We start from the raw sequence: 17,117 nt of genomic DNA, 5'->3' as shown, positions 1-17,117 counted from the left end.
CCGGATTTAGCGATTCCGCTCATTCCGCCATTGCGCGAAAGTTACGAGGTTCATGCCAACGTCGGCTGAATCGATCGGGGACCAGCAGTAGAACACGTCGCCCCAGCCCGGAACGGGCTGCGGCGTCAGCGTCCTGAAGTTCATGCCGGAACGGTAGGCCAGATTCGGCCAGAATACCGGCATCACCTCGCGCACCGCCATCTGTTTCAGCAGGTCGGCCGGGCCGTCCTCGTCCGCCACGATTTCGCCCTGTGAGATCCAGTCGTTCTCGGCCCATGCAACGAAAACGCTCGGGTTTCCGGCGCGGTCGAACATCAGAATGGCATCCTGTTCCGGGCGCCAATAGTATTCGACGATGTTATGCGCGGCCACCAGTTCGTCGATGACTTTGCGCGTACGCGGATCGCAGTACGTCATGCCGCTATCGCCCAACGCCAGCCAGCCGCCTTCTGAACAATGCCTGTTTTTTGCATCTTTCAGGAAGTTGGCCAGCCGGTTTGCGGAATCGATATCCGTCTTTCTCAGGTATAAATCGACGATTCCGGCGTTAAAGGCCTTGACCGCGACGGTTTCGTCCGCCACACCGGTCAACAGCACTTTCGCGCAGCGCAGATTGGAGATGGCCGAGAGAAATTCGACGCCGCTCATGCCCGGCATGTCGAAATCCACGACCACCGCCGCCACTTCCGAAAAGCGTGCGCCGCGCGCCAGAATGTCCCGCTCCGCCGAGCTTTCCACGTAGCGCTCGAAGCCCGTCTCGCTCACACAGGCCGACGCCGGCGCAAACTCCAGCGAATTTTCGCGAGCATGCTGACGGATGAAGGCGAGCGCGGTTTGAGGCCGCGTAAAAAACAGATTCGTGGTGATATCGGGAAAGAAACGCCGCAGGGCGTCCAGGTAGCCGTCGTTGTCATCCACGAAAACAACCGTTGACGGGTACAGAACAGGTGGTCGGATAAAGTTGTTCATATTTTCACGTGGTTCGTCGCGCCGCCTCCGGAGAATGGCCGCGGCAGGCCAGCCGCCGGAAGACAAGGCGAGTCCGTAAGCCGTGTCGCGGCGTGGCGCCCCCAGATTGGAGAGCGGCCGACGCTTCGACCACTGCCTGCACGCCCGCCCCGCACTTTGCCGCTACAGGTTTTCCGTGTGTTCGCATATGGAACACGCCGGCGTGCCTCTTACCCGCTCATAGGGCGGATTCTCTCATGCTGGTCCGCAAACTTCGTATTCCCCTGAACTATATAGTACCAACGGCAGCGGCGACGCGTGACCGGAAAAATCCGCGCGATGGAGCCGGCCGCTACGGCCGCGACGCGACCTCGTCCAGATGCTCCAGCAGATCGGCGGGGTCGTCGTACACCCGCAGCGCACCGGCGCGTTCGAGTTCCTCCGTGCCGTATCCGCCCGACAACAGGCCCACGCCCAGAGCGCGGCAGCGCCGCGCCGCGAGCATGTCCCAGATGCTGTCCCCGACCACCACCGTGTTTTCGACCGGCACGCCGAGCCGCTCAGCCGCGGCGATGAACAGATCCGGATCCGGTTTTGCATATTTGACGTCGTCGCGCGTAACGACCACCGCCTTCGCGGGATCGACACCCAGCGCCTCCAGATTGAGCGCCGCCGTCTCCATGCGGCCACTGGTCGCCACGGCCCACGGCGTTCCGGCTTGCGTGAGCGCGTCGAGCAACGCCCGCGCGCCCGGCAGCGGGCACACCTGCGCCCGCAGTCGCTGATAGGCGGCGGCGTGCGCACGACGCAGGCTCTCTACCCGTTCTGCACTGATTTCGCCGTGGGTTTCCCGCAGAAGCTGATGGGTGAAGAGGCCGCCGCTCATGCCGATCTTGCGGTGAATCCGCCATACCGACAAAGGAATCCCTTCGCTGTCGAGCGCTTCTTTCCACGCCAGAACATGCTGATAGACGCTGTCGACCAGCGTTCCGTCGAGATCGAAGAGGAAAGACGTCTGGATTCGCATGGTGAGCTCCTGTTGGTGACCACGGCCACCAATATGCCATGCCCCGGTTTGGCAGGTCGCAAGAATCCGCGCCTGAAACGGCAAGCGCGCAATGGAATGGCCGCAACTCATGGCCGAGGTGCGCGATGCGATCGACGCGGGCGTCGGGCCACGGTCATCGCAAGCACGCGAACTGGCGCGTCGCTGGCTCGAACTCTTCAGGAGCTACGCGGGCGATGATCCGCGCACCCAGGCGAGGTTTCGGCATGCGCTGCAAACGGAGCCGGCACTAATGGCCGGCACATGGGCGGGCGAGTCTCTGCTTGCGTTCATCCGCGAGCCAATGGCGAACGTCGCGCAGCCGCTTTGATACTGCGTGCCGGCTTCCGGCCGGTATTGGCCGACCGGGAGATTCGGTGCTTCACACTGAAGCGATCCATCAGCGAGGCCATTTCATGTTCATGCTAGCCTCGCGACTTCTGCTCACGGGACGTTGCATGAACACACTTCGATTGCGCCTTCATGGCCTGAGCCGGCAACGCACGATTGCGATGCTTGCCGCCCTACTGACGATTTCGACCAGCGTCAATCACTCCGCCTGCGCGCAGACTGAAGACATGACCCGGGTTGCGTATTCCGGCACCGTCGGCGAAGCGAAGGTGGGCATGACGCTCGCTCTGCATGGAAAAGATTTCGGCGAAGGACATTACTTCTACTACCGCTACCTGAAGGACATTGCGCTGACCGGTCAGCAATCCGGCGGCACGCTGACGTTACAGGAAGCGAACGGCGCGTTCACGCTGCATTTTGTGGGCAATGGTTCGAACGGCGGCCAGCCGCTTGATTTTCCCAATAGCGTCGGCCTTGCCGGCACCTGGACTGGCGGCGGAAAGACTTTGCCGGTCAAGCTCGCCCTCGAAAGTATGTCATCCGCGGACACGAATGCGGGTCGCCTGTACAGCATGATCACCGACGAATCGGACCATGCATTCGAAGCGCGCGCTCAAGGTTTCTATTTCGCCGCGCTGAAGGGCGATCCGAAGCAGGCCGCGCGTTTCGTTCACTTTCCGTTGCGGGTGAATTGGGGCGCAGCGCACCACGAGATGATCGGTTCGGCGAATCAGCTATCCGCCAACTGGCATCGTATATTCACGCCCAAGTATCTTGCGGCGTTACGCGACGCGGCTCCGCACGATATGCCGGTGATCAAAGGCCAGTACGCAATGCTCGGGGCCGGGCTTGCCTTCTTTACGGATAAGGGTGTCGAGGTTCTGAACGCGGAGCAGTAAGCGCCGCTCGCGCAGTGGGCTGGAGTACCGCGAGTGTGATCGGCTTCCGCGAATGCGTCAGCGCTGCACAGGGTGCTGGTTTTCGTATTCCAAAGCGCAATCGACGCGCCGCCATTTACATCGGCGGCGCGTCGATCGTTTTCCGCGCTTATTGGACTGCTAGTCGGACTGCTTGTCCGACTGCTTATCGGGTCATTTACTGGCCCGTGTACCCGAGCGGAACGGTCGAGTTGGCCTTGGCGACCGTCGCGTTGTTCGACACGATGTACTGCGGCACCTCGGTGAGCGTCAGCGCGACCTGACCGTTGGTGTAGGCGACCGTGCTGACATTGCCGTAACCATCGATCTTCGTCACGTTGCCCGACGTGCCGGCATTGTCGACCTGGAGCGAATAGCTGGTCGAATAGGTCTGGCTATACGCGCCGTTGCTCGCCGGCCATTGTGCGTTGCTGTGCGTCCACGCCGCCGTCACGACCTTGCCGTTCCCCAGTTGCTGGAACGCATAGGCAAAGACACCTGAAGGTGCGCCCTTGATCCGGCCCAGCGTGTTCGTGCCGTCGAGAACCCGCGTCATCGTCGCGAAGGCCATCGCTTCAGGCTTCGGCGACAGGTTCGTCGCACCGAACGCGCCTTGTGCGTCATTCAGATCGAAGAACGAGCCGTAGCCCACTTCGCCCGGGTAGTCAGGACCGTAGAAAAGCGTCGTGACCTGCGCGCCGCCACCCAGCACGATGATGTGTGCCCGCACGCCGACTGCCGCATGCGCGAACAACTGGTTCTGCGAAGGAACGTTGGGACCGTAGTTGAGGCCCGGATCGTAGCTCACGCCGGCTTCGGTGAAGAAGAGCTTCATGTTCGGCTTGCCTGCCTGCATGACCGAGCGCAGTTGCGTCATCTGGTTGTCGAGCGCGTTGGCCTGGTTCGCCGGATCCGGATCCGAGTCCTGCAATTCAGGCGGATGCGACGGATACGTACCCGCATTCCAGTAGCCATGCGTTGCGACTGCATCGATGTAATTCCACAGGCCGAGTGCGCCGAACTTCTGCAGATAACCGGTTGTGCAAGTGTCGCAATTCGAGGCGAACGGATTGCCGGTGCCCATCACGACCGCATTCGGATCGGTCGAGTGAATGCCCTGGTAGGCGGCCTTGTACATGGCAACGAAATTCGCGTCACTATCGGCCCAGCCGAGGCTCGGCTCCCACGTTACCTGATAGTAGTTCTTCTGCTGATTTGGGTAATTGGCAGCGCGGATCAGGCTGGTGTCGGTGCCAACCTTGCCCATGTAGGTCTGAAACTCAGCCATGTTCGACGGCGCATAGTAGCTGTCGTTGAACTGGCCGGTCTTCGAGTCCCACGCCGGCAGACCATCGAGACGCACGATACGCATCTGATCCGGATTGGCCTTGTAGAACGGATCGAGGTCATTCACGTTCGGCGTGTACGTGTTGGGACCGTTGGGTTCCATCGCCGATACCTGACGGTCGTCGATCGTCCACGAAATGCCCAGCGCGTGCAGCGCGGCGATGTTGCCGTTAAAGCCCTGCATGCCGAAGCGGTGCTGATCCTGATGCGCGTACGTCACGGTGCCCAGTGCCGAGCTCAGATTCGGCAACACACCGAACGTGGCGATGCCGACCGGACGGGTACCGCTTCGCGGCAACGTGCCACCGTTCGAACGCAAGGTCGCGGTGAGCGCCGCATAGCCGGACCACGTCGACGTACACGGAATCGTACTGGTTTGCACGCCTGCCTTGACTGCAAAACTTCCTTGCGTCTTGATCGCGCCGGTCGAATCCGCGACGGACCAGACGACGGTGTCCGCGCTCGGGGCGTTCGTCGTAATTGCCAGCTTGAACGAGGCGTTGTTCTGGAACACGCGCAGGCCGTCGGTGGTCGGCGTATCGGCGCTGATCACGCCGTTCGCGGTACCGCCGGACGTTTGCGTCGGCGTGCTGCACGACATGGTCGCACTGCTCGGGGTGGGCGTCGGCGTCGGGGTGGGCGTCGGGGTGGGCGTCGGAGTCGGGGTCGGGGTGGCCGCCGGCGTCGGGGTCGGCGTCGGCGTCGGGGTCGGGGTCGGCGTCGGCGTCGGCGTCGGGGTAGGCGTGGGAGTCGGCGTCGGTGTTGCAGCGGCCGCCTTAATCCAGCATGACTTGCCGTAGCCGTAGGCCGGGTCGGTCTGCGACACTGCGCCGACATAGCAGCCAACGCCATTGCTGAACGTATGCGGCGCGGTCAACATCACCGACGGCGCGTTGGGCGGAACCGCACCAAACACCACCGAGGCCGTTCCGAGGAAAGAGCAGTTGCCATTCTCCTGGGCGCACAACTTGTATTGCTGTCCCGAGACCGTGATGGTGCTTGCCTGCGCCTGCGCGCTTTCCGCCGCAAACGATGCCAACACTGTTGCCGATGCAACGCCCAATAGTTTCAAGTATCTCGTCATTGTCCGTAAGTTCGCTAAAAGCAGGTTTTCCCCGAGGATTCAGCAAGATCGATCAGTCGTCCCGCTTTGGCGTTATTGAGTACAGAGAGAGGTGAACCTGAGAACGCGCCGACCGCGTTCATTGCTGATGAAGCTAAAGCTTTGATGTACTGCTATTCGTGGCGGACCTACTCGCCGTGCGCAGGCTGACCAGCGCCAAATAGCGGCGCGATCAACATTGCAACCAAAGTCGGCCCAACTTCTATTTATTACGTTATGCTTACTATGCTGTCGAGAAGTAATCCCTCGACAAGCCGCTACCCGCTACTACGCATGGATTTTCGACACAGTGGATCGAACGCGACACGCACCAAAATCAAACCGCACGCACCGCTTGCGTGAAAAAATCTAGCGTTTTCCTGAGCGACGCAAAGCGCTACGCCGGTCACCCGACCGGGAAAACGCCACAAGGGGGTCATGCAGGCCGCCGAAGCAACTGGAACATCTGCCGAGGCTCGCGCTGACAGGCCGGCGCACCTCATGGTTGACAAACAAAAACTCGTACCAACACGCACAACCTAGACACTTAGGATGACGAATAATCAACCCAGTTTCTTTTCGTATACCGTTGACTGTCCATTATTGACGTGAACCCGTTGTCTCGGCAGCGATCGAGGTGTGTCCTCGTCTTGCGAGTCGGGTTCGGAACCAAAAAACAATTGATCCGTGCGGGTCTGCCACCTTCGCCTCAATGTCGGCGAGCGACAGCGTGCTGTCGAAATCGAAGTGCGCGCAGCGTTCCACCAGCACGCTTCGCGTACAAAAATCAGTCCGTCGACGCGCGGCAACCACTACCGTAACTGTTACAGGAAAAACGGTGTTCGACCGCATGCCCGGTATTAGTTACAGAACTTTTTGGCAGACGAATTATAAACGTTTCATCCGCGTAACGTGCCGTGGTTCGAGGGCGATAAGTGATAAGAGCAAGGAACTACGAGACGATCCGGGCAGAGATTTTCGAAACGAGGGCGAATGGAAAAACTCCGCCTCGCGGCAATGCGTAAAACGTAAATCTTTGATTCGTCAGTTGATTAAAGACACCGTTCGGCCTCAGCGCTCCACCTGTGCAATTTTTATATTGGTAATACAAAAAGGCTCGCGTCCGCCGCGAGCCTCAAGACACAAGAACCAGACGAGTATTCGTCAGGCGCTCCGTGCAACGGCACGCATGCTATTGCGCCGCCGTAGCTAACAACACGGGATCGTTGCGATACAGATCCGGGAACATGCGCTTCAGGCCGGCCACTTTCGGCAGATCGTTGATGGCAATGTATGGGTGATTCGGATGCAGCGCGAGGAAGTTCTGGTGATAGCTTTCCGCCGTATAGAAGCCTTTGAAATCCTCCACGCGAGTCACGACTGGCGCAGCAAAAACATGAGCATTGTTCAGTTGTGCGATATACGACTGCGCAATATTGCGCTGCGTGGCATTCACGGGGAAAATCGCCGAGCGATATTGCGTGCCGTGGTCAGGGCCCTGATAGTTCAACTCAGTGGGATTGTGCGCAACCGAGAAGAATATCTGCAGCAATCGCCCATACGTGATCTGCGTTGGGTCGTAGGTGATCTGCACCGACTCCGCGTGTCCCGTATCGCCGTCGCTGACGGTTTCGTATTGCGCGGTGGAAGCCGCGCCTCCGCTATAACCGGACGCGACCTGTTTCACGCCACGCACATGTTCGAACACGCCTTGCACGCCCCAGAAACAGCCTCCCGCCAGCACCGCCGTTTCACTATGCGTTGCAACGCCCTTCTCGTCCTGTACGGGAGCCGGGATCTTCGTGGCGGCTTCAGCCGAATGCGCGACGTGCTGCGCGGCCGCAACGCTCAAAGCAACCACGACGAGACCTGCGAGTCGAGTGACTGAGAAACGTTTCCGCGGCGACGCGGTGCGGTTGGATATCGTACGCATGATGGTCATTCCTTTGGATCAGCTTGAAGTTGAGTCAGGCCGCTCGCGTCGGCTTAACCGAATGTGAAGGCAAATGCCTGCACACCCGGATCGAGAAACTCGATCGAGAACGTGTGGTCCTCGACCTGGCCGGTTTGCCGCACCAGTTGATAGAGACGCTGCCCGGTCACGACGCCGCTGCCGTCAGCGGCGACATCGGTGCCGTGCGAGGCGCGAGGCGCGGCACCGTCGACACTCACACGAAACCGCACTGGCTTGCCGTCCTTACCCGGCCCGAGCACCAGATGCAGGTCGCGCGCATGAAAGCGATATACGATGCGTCCCGACGCGGCGACGAGCGTGGCTTGCTCCGCACCCACGTTCCATGAACCGGCGAGCCCCCAGTCATTCACGGCTGGTTGCGACGGCGCCGCATACGTGTGCGCCTTGTCCTCGACCTCCCCGCCCGGCGACGCGAAGTTCTCCGCGCGCTGATAACCGACATAGGTTTCCGGCGATTGCATATCGGCGTTGTCGGCAGCGGCTTGCACGCCTTGTGCGCCGGTGCTCGCAATACCGATTGCGATATTCGACGCATTCGCGTGGCCCGCTTCGGCCAGCAGTTGCTGGATCACCTTTTCCGATTCCGCGTAATCGCCTTCGCCGAAGTGGTGATAGCGAATCTGCCCTTTCGCGTCGACGAAATAGTGCGCGGGCCAGTACTGATTATTCAGCGCACGCCAGATCGCATAGTTGTTGTCGATCGCAACGGGGTAGTCGACCCCCAGGTCATGCGTGGCCTTCTTCACGTTGTCGATATTACGCTCGAAGGCGAATTCCGGCGCATGCACACCGATCACGACGAGCCCCTGATCCTTGTACTTCTGCGCCCACGCTTTGACATACGGCAGCGAACGCAGGCAGTTGATACAGGAGTATGTCCAGAAATCGATCAGCACGACCTTGCCGCGCAAGTCCTGCAGTGTAAGCGGCGGCGAATTGAGCCATTGGACCGCGCCGTTCAGCGGAGGCAGCACACCCTCGACCGGCAGTGGCGCCGCAGCGGCGGCGGTGCGCATTATCGCGCCGCCCGACATCGCGGCGGAGACCGGTTCGACCACCGCGCCGCCTTGCGTCGCCGGGTTGGCGCTCCTCATCGCGCCGCCGGCGGAGACGTGCGCCGGATTCTCGCCGACCGGCGACTTGCCCGGCGCCGCGTTCGGTGAAAGCGTGTCGACGAGCTTCTGTTCGAGACCGCCGGTGGCGACCGTCGAAACACGAGCGAGTACGCCGGTGTCGAATCCGAGCGCGATCGCAGCTACGCCGAACAACATCGCTGCACCAATTCCGCGGCGGACCCATTCGCCCGCGCCCAATGACCGTTTCATCGCCGTGAACACCTTGCCGCCGATCAGGAGCGCCACCGCCAGCGACGTCGCCGCGCCGGCAGCATAAGCCGCCAGCAGCAACGTAGTACCCACGCTCGCGCCGCGCAGTGCCGCGCCGGTCAGCACGAGGCCGAGAATCGGCCCGGCGCACGGCGCCCAGAGCAGACCGGTGGCAATGCCGAGCAGAAACGACGACCCCGCGCGGACCTGGTGGCCATCCGCCTGCGCGAAATCGGACAGACGATTGCCGGCGCTGACGAGCGGCCGCATCAAATGATCGGCGAAGCGCGGGAACAGCAACGTCAGCCCGAAGATCGCCAGCAGCGCGATAGCCAGCCAGCGGCCATACTGGTTGGCCTGCGTGACCCAGCCACCGCCCACCGCCGCAAGCGTCGCGACGAGCGCGAACGTGAGCGCCATGCCGGCGAGCAAGGGCAAGCCGCTGCGCACGAACGGCTGATCGGCGCGCGCGAAAACAAACGGCAGCACAGGCAGAATGCATGGGCTGAAAATGGTGAGGGCGCCGCCAAGATAGGCGAGAACGATGAGTAGCATGTCAGTTCCGAACGTTCGTGTAGACGGTTACAGTGGGCACGCGGGCTCGGGCGTCAGCCGGCGTACAGTTCATTCAGGGCCTGGTATTGCGGAAAGTGCCCACATGCTAGAGCGCCACCGATGTCGAAGTCCTCACGAAAAGTTAAATTAAATGTGATAACTCGCAGGCCGGAAATTTTGCACAATGGCGCAATGGCTGCCTTTCCCGGCGGCCGTGCCCGGCCCTGCTGCTCAACCGCGCCCTGAACCGCCGCTGAAACCCACCATGGACAATCCGAAGCGCATCCTGATCGTCGAAGACGACGTCGACATCGCCAACGTGCTGAGTCTTCATTTGCGTGACGAGCGCTATGAAGTGGTGCACAGCGCCGACGGCAACGAAGGGCTGCGCCTGCTCGAACAAGGCGGCTGGGACGCGCTGATTCTCGATCTGATGCTGCCCGGCGTCGACGGCCTCGAAATCTGCCGGCGCGCCCGCGCAATGACGCGCTACACGCCGATCATCATCACGAGCGCACGTTCGAGCGAAGTGCACAGGATTCTCGGCCTCGAACTGGGCGCTGACGACTATCTCGCCAAACCGTTCTCGGTGCTCGAACTGGTCGCACGCGTCAAGGCCTTGCTGCGCCGCGTCGACGCCCTGGCGAAAGATGCGCGGATCGAAGGCGGCAGCCTGCGGATTGCCGGGCTCGCAATCGATCCGCTAACGCGCGAAGCGGCCGTCGACGGCAAGCCGATCGAACTCACGCCGCGCGAATTCGACCTGCTGTATTACTTCGCGCAGCATCCCGGCAAAGTGTTTTCGCGCATGGACCTGCTCAATGCAGTGTGGGGTTATCAGCACGAAGGCTACGAGCACACTGTCAATACCCATATCAACCGGCTGCGCGCGAAGATCGAGGCGGATCCGGCCCAACCCGAGCGCATCCTGACCGTCTGGGGTCGCGGCTACAAGCTCGCCGTGCCAGGCGACACACCCGCGCCCGCCGGCGCGCAGAAGGACGCATCGTGAATCTGACGCTGACCCAGCGGCTCTCGCTCGTTTTCTCCGTGCTGTTGCTGGCATGCTGCGGCGCGTCGGCCTTCCTGCAAATCCGTTCAAGCGATCTGCACGAAAAGGAGGTCATACAGAGCCTGTCGCGCAATCTCGCCGACCATATCGCGCGCCGCACCACGCTGATGGACGCGAACGGCTTGCGGCCCGACGCGGTCCGGCAACTGTTCGGGCAACTGATGATGGTGAATCCGAGTGTCGAGGTGTATCTGCTCGACAATCAAGGGCGCATTAAAGGCGACGACGCGCCTGTCGGACACGTCAAGCGTGAACAGGTGAACCTGACGCCGATCCGGCAATTCATCGCGGGCGAGGCGCTGCCGATTCTCGGCGACGACCCGCGCAGCACCGACGGCAGGAAAGTCTTCAGCGCCGCGCCGCTGCAACTGAGCGGCCAGGCGCCGTCCGGGTATATCTACGTGGTCCTGCTCGGCGAAGAACACGACGCACTGGCCGCGCGCGTGGCGGCCAGCTCCGTGTTGCGGACTACGCTGTGGTCGATGGCGCTGGTCGCCTTGTTGGGACTGCTCGCCGGTTTGACGGCATTCGGCCTCATCACGCGGCCGCTGCGCCGGCTCACCGACGCCATGCGCCGCTTCGACGCGGAGGGCGAGCCCGACACCCAGCCGAACGTGCCGCGCTCCTCTGCGGGCGGACCGCGCGACGAAATCGCGGTGCTCGAAACCACCTTTGCGCAGATGGCGAACCGCATCGGCGAACAATGGCGCGCGCTGACGCGGCAGGACCAGCAGCGCCGCGAGTTGATCGCCAATATTTCGCACGACCTGCGCACACCGTTGACTTCCCTGCACGGCTACCTCGAGACACTGTCGTTGAAGTCCGACACGCTCGGCGAAACGGAGCGCAAACGCTATCTGGCGATCGCGCTCGCGCAAAGCGTCAAGGTGGGACGGCTCGCCCAGGCACTGTTCGAACTGGCCAGGCTCGAACACGGCAACGTGCAACCTGCGCTCGAGCCATTCTCGCTAACGGATCTGGTACAGGACGTCTTTCAGAAGTTCGAGTTGCCGGCCGAGGCGAGGCACATTCAGTTGCGAGCGGTTATTCCGCCGCGTCTGCCGAATGTTTGCGCTGACCTCGGCATGATCGAACGCGTGCTGACCAACCTGCTCGATAACGCAATTCGCCACACACCCGCCCAAGGATCGATTGAAATCGATCTCGCGCACAAGGACGGCAAGGTGTCGGTCACGGTCAGCGACACGGGGCCCGGCATTCCAGCCGAGCAGCGCGAAGGGTTGTTCGAACGGCCATTCAGCGCCGGCGGCGCGCATCGTGGCGGCGGGCTCGGGTTGCTGATCGTCCAGCGCATGCTGCAACTGCACCATAGCCAGATACGTCTGGTCGACACCGCGGGAGCGGGCACGACTTTCTGCTTCGAGTTGCCTACGGCTGCCGTCAGGGCGAGCACCGCGGGCCTGCCCCTGTGACGGATCGCAGCAGAACTCGCTGCCGCCAACGCGCGCGCACCTGCGACCGTCGGCATGGTCGTAGCGGCAGCGGCCTTTCACGATGCCCGGCAATCAGACGTTAATCGCTGTCTTTGCAAGTCGCCGACGCTCCTGCCAGTTGCGTAGCTGACCGGCGACGAACGCGCCTATCAGCAGCGACAGATACAGCAGCAGAATGTAGTGGCGCCATGCATCGAGCGCGCCCTGATGTGCGATCAGTTTCGAATCGGGCTGCAACGGCCCGGCACTGATCGCCATGACCGCCTGCTTCATTCGTATAAAACCCGCGGCGGACAACAGCGGCAACAGAACGAGCAGCGCAACCAGAACGGGCTTCGCGCGGCGCGCCATAGCATGATGACGCATGCGCAGCCACAGTCCGAGACAACCGTGCAACCAGCCCGGCGCGAGCAATGCGAGCTGCAAGCCTTGCGTGCCGCTGGTGATGAGCGATATCAGAATGCGTTCATAGTTCGGTTCAAAACCATAGAGCGATGACGCAAGACGGGTCGACACGGCATGCCGGATGAGCAGCAGAGGCAGACTCAGTCCCGCCCAGAGTCGAACCCATTCAGTGAGCGGAAGCGTCCAGTAGCGGCGCCCATAGATGGTTCGCAGCGCCAGCGAAAAATGTAGCAACGCCGCGCCATACAGAAGCACGATGCCAGGCACGCTGCGCCACAACCGCAGCGCCAGCACGAGACCGCGCCCGGCAAGATCCAGCGACCAGATCCCCAGCGCGTGATTGACCAGATGCAGAAAGAGGTAGATCAGCAAAACCACGCCGGACACGAGCTGAAAACGGCGCAGTAACGTATGCACGGTCGACTCCCTGGCATTGAGCGCGGACAAACCCGGCGGCCGCCGCAGCAGCCATATCGTCTCGCGTCGGGTGGCTCGCGGAAAGTCAGCCGGGCACGGTGTCGTCCCAGCGGGGTTACGTGTTCGAATCATGTCAGGCCCCACGCGCAGACCGTTCCTGCCGGTTGTCGTCCGTTCTACGGTTCACCGCCGTATAGCGAATAGCGTCGGCAAATTTCTGCAGTGCCGACAGTGAGCCGCAAACGCTGTGGTATTCCTCCCGGCCTATCCGGCCGTCGAGAATAACCGCCATTCCTGACTGACGGGCCATGTCGATGATGTCCATTTGAGCACCCCCAATTCGTGTCTTCACGACTGTAAGACGCCGCATTTCACTTGGTTATTCCCGCTCTCCTTTTAAACATGTCACCCGGAATAAGAAATCCATTCCGACGGTTTACCGGTTCAGAGCGTGCTGATGCCGGCTCACGTCGAGTTCGAACATTGCGCTCGCACATTGAGGAGTATTGACATGAAACTGATCTCGCTGAACCGGCGCGCCGGGCGGGCCCTGTCTGGCGCATTCGTCATGAGCGCGGCCTTTCTGGTGAGTTCGACCGGTGTTTATGCGCAAACGCCTGCCATGCCCGGCACGCATCAAGTCACGCGCGCCGAAGTGCGCCATGAACTCGAGGAACTGGAAGCCGCTGGATATGACCCGTCCCGAGGCGACGACAACGACTATCCCGCCGACATTCAGGAAGCGGAAAGAAAAGTCGCCGCCATGCACGCAGCCCAAAAGAATGCGCTCAATGACAACCAGCCGGCAATGCAGACCATGCCGATGCATTAACGGCAATTCTGGATGGGCGAACCTGCGGAAAGCGGGCTCGCCCTTCGATTGACGCCGCTCCGGCAAAAACAGAGATCGGCGTAGAGGCAGTAAGCGCAGCGCTGAGCAATCTGCTTCGAAGCGTGGATTCGATCATTCGCGCCCTGTTCGACGTGGATCCTCCTCCGCGTAAAGCCTGTTGTCGTTTAGCCGACACCCAAACCTTTAGCTGTTGGATTAGCCGCACCACCCGGCACCTTCGCCGTATGCGGTTAATCGCCGGCATCTCCTTTGTTATCAGCGGCTTGGCGGTGCAAAAGCGAAACTGGCACGTCCTGTGCGTTATGACTAGCCGAGCACTCATCAACGTGCTCAACCAAATAATCTTTCTCAAGGAGCACGTCATGAAAGAACTGAAGATCGACGAGTTGCATCGCAACGAAGAAATGACCTCTTCCGACATGGCTCGTATTGTCGGAGGAACCACGAAAGAGCCTGTCGGCAAACCGACGCATATCGACGCGATGAACGGCGTCCTCACATTCGGCGATGGCTCGAAGTGGTCGATGGACCTCAACGGCAAGCTACATCCGCTTTAAATCGATAACGGCCGCATGGTTCCCCGGTGAGAAGGCAGGAACTTCAACTTCTCATCGGTGACCTGTCGAGCGCATCCGGCACGATTGGCTAACCGGCAAGCTTCGTTTTTTCCGAACCATTTGTTCGTAATTGGCAGGTTTATTCGATCCACCGCATGCCGCAGACTGGGTTCATCTTCACTACGGACATATCCGCGAAAGGACCCTATCATGCGCACCTATCCCCGTAACAGCCCGCAAGCCGCAGCACGCATCGTCGCGCTCGCTCTCACCGCCGACGGCCACGTTAGCAGCTCGGAAGAGCGTGTGCTGGACAGACTGGATATTGCCGGCGAACTCGGTCTCGCACCGGCACAATTCGAGCAGATCGTGCAGACGCTATGCGAGGATCACTCGGTCGCACAGCCTTCGTTTGCGCCGCCGGTGGGTCATCTCGATCCGGCCATGCTGACGACCTTGATCGACGAGATCGACGATCCCGCGCTGCGTCGCAAGGTGATTCGCCTATGCGTGGCCGTGGCGGTCGCCGACGACTTTCTGGCGGACGGTGAAATCGCCGTGCTTGCCGCCGTATTGAATGCGTGGGGCCCCAATCTGACGCCTGCCGCGCGACGTCAGGGCCTCCCCTCGCACGTGCTGCGTAGTTATAACCGCGCGCCGGCCACCACCTGAGACGCCAGGCCGTGATGTTGGCCGCGACGCGACCGGATGGCGTGGATCTCTTCGATCACGCCGTCCGCGCGGCCGAGCCAGCGCAGGCCTCGCAGCAGCGACAGGTCTTCCGCGCCCAGTTCCGCGAGCGGGAATACGCCGAGGCCGCGCGCGGCAAACACCGCCATCAACGCGCTGTCCTCGAACTCGCCGACGATGCGCGGCCGGATGCCTTGCGCCTCGAACCACCGGTCAAGGCGTGCGCGCAACGCGGCGTGCCGGGTGGGCAGAAGCAGAGGCACCTCCGCGAGGCACTGCGGAAAGCCCGCGCGCGCGGACTTGCGGACCATCTCCGCCGGGCCGTACCAATCGACCGGCGAACCCGCAAGGCGCTGGCTCAACACGCGCAGGTCGGCATTGTGCGGCGCCGGCTGGCACGCGAGCACCAGATCGAGCCTGTGCAGCGCAAGCTCCGACATCAGCTCTGCATGCTCACCCTCGTGGCACAAGAGCCTGAGCGACGGCGTGCCGAGCACCGGCGCCAGCAGCGCGTGCGCCGCGAGCTTTGAAATGCCGTCGGAAAGACCCACCGCGAGCCGCGCCACGCCTTCCCCACCCGCCTCGCGCATCTCGTCGAGCAACGCCTCGCCGATCTGAAAAATCTGCTCCGCGCGATTGAATGCCGTCTCGCCGGCCTCCGTCATCGTGACGCCGCGCCCGGCCGGTTTCAACAGCTGGCGGCCGATCGATTTTTCCAGCTCGCGCACCTGCGCGCTAATGGTCTGAACCGCCATATCGAGCCGCTCGGCCGCGCGCGCGAAGCCGCCTTCCTTCACGACGATCCAGAAATAGTACAGATGACGGTAATTGAGCATGGCGTAACACTTCGAAAAAATCGATATAACAATCAGATTATCACTGATTTATTCGAAATGCGGTGGCGGCGATCATGACGCTATTCCGACGTTACCTGCATTCATTCGCTTACGGACACCATGGACTTTCTGCTCACACTCGCTTCCGACCCTGCTGCATGGGCAGCGCTCCTCACACTGGTCGTGATGGAGATCGTGCTCGGCATCGACAACCTGATTTTCATCTCGATCCTCAGCAACAAGCTGCCGGAAGCGCAACGCGCCCGCACGCAGCGTCTGGGCATCATGCTCGCGCTCGTGCTGCGACTGGGCCTGCTCGGTACGGTTGCCTGGATTGCCCAGTTGACCGCGCCCGCCGTCACGCTGTTCGGCCATGCGTTTTCGTGGCGCGATCTGATCCTGCTCGGTGGTGGTCTGTTCCTCGTCTGGAAGGCGACGCGTGAGATTCACCATCACGTGGTGCATGCGGAAGAAGAACGCGGCAACGCGAGCAGCACCGTGCAGTTGACCGTGGCAGGCGCGATCGGCCAGATCCTGTTGCTCGATATCGTGTTTTCGGTCGACAGCATCATCACGGCGGTCGGCATGACGGACCATATGCCGATCATGTTCATCGCGGTGATCAGCGCGGTGCTGGTCATGCTGTTCGCAGCGCGTCCGCTGTCACGCTTCATCGATCGTAATCCGACCATCGTCACGCTCGCGCTGAGTTTCCTGCTCGTGATCGGCATGACGCTCATTGCTGAAGGTTTTGGCTCACACGTGCCGAAAACATACATCTACGTGGCGATGGCGTTCTCCGCGTTCGTCGAGGCGATGAACATGCTGGTACGCCGCGCGAAGTCGACGCGCGTGCCCAGCACCGGGGAATGACCGATAGCGCGGGAAGTTGTTGACGGATCGGACGGCTCGCACGATCGAGCGTTCGATGCCTTTCTACTCTTGAGGAGCGACACCATGAAATGCCCTGTATGCAAGACCACCGACCTGCTGATGACCGAGCGCCGCTCGATCGAAATCGACTACTGCCCGGACTGCCGCGGCGTGTGGCTCGATCGCGGTGAACTCGACAAGCTGATCGCGCAGGACGCCGCGAGCCTCGACACGGCGCCCGCGACACGCGCGAGCCGCGAGGGCCACCGGGATCGGGAACACTCGTACGACAGCCACCGTGGGTACGACGATCGTCGAACGGACTATCGGACGCAAAAGAAAAAGCGCTCGATTTTCGACGTGTTCGATTTCGACTGAGCAGCGCCAGTCAGGGT

General features: G+C 61.5%; 16 protein-coding genes and 1 pseudogene. 9 read left to right on the top strand and 8 right to left on the bottom strand.

Features of this window, described 5'->3' with window-relative positions:
• Positions 1-6: 6 nt before the first annotated feature.
• Positions 7-969 carry a response regulator gene (locus tag BLW71_RS33235; RefSeq protein WP_091807192.1) on the bottom strand — a complete coding sequence of 321 codons (963 nt, stop codon included), beginning with the start codon at positions 967-969 and terminating at the stop codon, positions 7-9.
• A gap of 331 nt (positions 970-1,300) precedes the next feature.
• Positions 1,301-1,975 (bottom strand): HAD family hydrolase, encoded by a 675-nt coding sequence (locus tag BLW71_RS33230; protein ID WP_091807190.1) that lies wholly within the window; start codon positions 1,973-1,975, stop codon positions 1,301-1,303.
• Positions 1,976-2,054: 79 nt separating this feature from the next.
• Between BLW71_RS33230 and BLW71_RS33225 the strand changes: the two are divergent.
• Together BLW71_RS33225 and BLW71_RS33220 are read left to right on the top strand one after the other, a co-directional pair.
• Positions 2,055-2,324 (top strand): annotated as a pseudogene (locus tag BLW71_RS33225) (MerR family transcriptional regulator); the annotation flags it as partial.
• A 127-nt stretch (positions 2,325-2,451) separates the two neighbouring features.
• Positions 2,452-3,243, top strand: a complete 792-nt coding sequence (locus BLW71_RS33220; protein ID WP_091809179.1) for a hypothetical protein — start codon at positions 2,452-2,454, stop codon at positions 3,241-3,243.
• Positions 3,244-3,439: 196 nt separating this feature from the next.
• Here the strand turns inward: BLW71_RS33220 and BLW71_RS33215 are convergent, their stop codons facing one another.
• From BLW71_RS33215 to BLW71_RS33200, 3 genes are all read right to left on the bottom strand, one after another.
• On the bottom strand, positions 3,440-5,692 hold the full coding sequence (locus BLW71_RS33215; RefSeq protein WP_143048415.1) for a hypothetical protein: 2,253 nt from the start codon (positions 5,690-5,692) through the stop codon (positions 3,440-3,442).
• A gap of 1,210 nt (positions 5,693-6,902) precedes the next feature.
• Positions 6,903-7,643, bottom strand: coding sequence for a peptide-methionine (S)-S-oxide reductase MsrA (msrA, locus tag BLW71_RS33205; protein WP_091807181.1), 741 nt, complete (start codon positions 7,641-7,643; stop codon positions 6,903-6,905).
• 53 nt (positions 7,644-7,696) lie between these two features.
• On the bottom strand, positions 7,697-9,565 hold the full coding sequence (locus tag BLW71_RS33200) for a cytochrome c biogenesis protein DipZ (protein ID WP_091807179.1): 1,869 nt from the start codon (positions 9,563-9,565) through the stop codon (positions 7,697-7,699).
• A gap of 265 nt (positions 9,566-9,830) precedes the next feature.
• Here BLW71_RS33200 and BLW71_RS33195 point away from each other — a divergent pair, with 265 nt between their 5' ends.
• The gene (locus tag BLW71_RS33195; protein ID WP_091809173.1) at positions 9,831-10,577 is read left to right on the top strand and encodes a response regulator transcription factor; all 747 of its coding nucleotides are present in this window, start codon (positions 9,831-9,833) and stop codon (positions 10,575-10,577) included.
• Positions 10,574-12,070, top strand: coding sequence for a HAMP domain-containing sensor histidine kinase (locus BLW71_RS33190; protein WP_091807177.1), 1,497 nt, complete (start codon positions 10,574-10,576; stop codon positions 12,068-12,070). The genes BLW71_RS33195 and BLW71_RS33190 overlap by 4 nt, the downstream gene beginning before the upstream one ends.
• Before the next feature lie 93 nt (positions 12,071-12,163).
• On the opposite strand, the gene BLW71_RS33185 is transcribed toward BLW71_RS33190, so the two are convergent.
• Both BLW71_RS33185 and BLW71_RS33180 read right to left on the bottom strand, forming a co-directional pair.
• Positions 12,164-12,913: a hypothetical protein gene (locus tag BLW71_RS33185; protein WP_091807174.1), complete on the bottom strand. Its 750-nt coding sequence runs from the start codon at positions 12,911-12,913 to the stop codon at positions 12,164-12,166.
• A gap of 133 nt (positions 12,914-13,046) precedes the next feature.
• Positions 13,047-13,238: a hypothetical protein gene (locus BLW71_RS33180; RefSeq protein ID WP_091809171.1), complete on the bottom strand. Its 192-nt coding sequence runs from the start codon at positions 13,236-13,238 to the stop codon at positions 13,047-13,049.
• A 186-nt stretch (positions 13,239-13,424) separates the two neighbouring features.
• Between BLW71_RS33180 and BLW71_RS33175 the strand changes: the two genes are divergently transcribed.
• The 3 genes from BLW71_RS33175 (at position 13,425) to BLW71_RS33165 (ending at position 14,995) form a co-directional block, all read left to right on the top strand.
• Complete coding sequence (locus BLW71_RS33175) at positions 13,425-13,745, top strand: DUF4148 domain-containing protein (protein WP_091807172.1); 321 nt, start codon at positions 13,425-13,427, stop codon at positions 13,743-13,745.
• 122 nt (positions 13,746-13,867) lie between these two features.
• The gene (locus tag BLW71_RS42435) at positions 13,868-14,323 is read left to right on the top strand and encodes a hypothetical protein (protein WP_286162177.1); all 456 of its coding nucleotides are present in this window, start codon (positions 13,868-13,870) and stop codon (positions 14,321-14,323) included.
• A 210-nt stretch (positions 14,324-14,533) separates the two neighbouring features.
• Entirely contained in the window at positions 14,534-14,995 is a 462-nt protein-coding gene (locus BLW71_RS33165) for a TerB family tellurite resistance protein (protein ID WP_091807168.1), read from the top strand.
• Here the strand turns inward: BLW71_RS33165 and BLW71_RS33160 are convergent.
• Positions 14,968-15,849: a LysR family transcriptional regulator gene (locus BLW71_RS33160; protein WP_091807166.1), complete on the bottom strand. Its 882-nt coding sequence runs from the start codon at positions 15,847-15,849 to the stop codon at positions 14,968-14,970. The two genes, BLW71_RS33165 and BLW71_RS33160, sit on opposite strands and share 28 nt — an antisense overlap.
• Before the next feature lie 120 nt (positions 15,850-15,969).
• Between BLW71_RS33160 and BLW71_RS33155 the strand changes: the two genes are divergently transcribed.
• Both BLW71_RS33155 and BLW71_RS33150 read left to right on the top strand, forming a co-directional pair.
• On the top strand, positions 15,970-16,722 hold the full coding sequence (locus BLW71_RS33155) for a TerC family protein (RefSeq protein ID WP_091807164.1): 753 nt from the start codon (positions 15,970-15,972) through the stop codon (positions 16,720-16,722).
• Positions 16,723-16,806: 84 nt separating this feature from the next.
• A complete protein-coding gene (locus BLW71_RS33150) occupies positions 16,807-17,100 on the top strand; it encodes a TFIIB-type zinc ribbon-containing protein (RefSeq protein WP_091807162.1) in 294 nt (97 codons plus the stop codon).
• The last annotated feature ends 17 nt before the right edge of the window (positions 17,101-17,117 follow it).

The sequence above is a fragment of the Burkholderia sp. WP9 genome, assembly GCF_900104795.1.
Taxonomy (GTDB): Bacteria; Pseudomonadota; Gammaproteobacteria; order Burkholderiales; family Burkholderiaceae; genus Paraburkholderia.
This window is presented reverse-complemented; position numbering and strand designations above follow the sequence as displayed.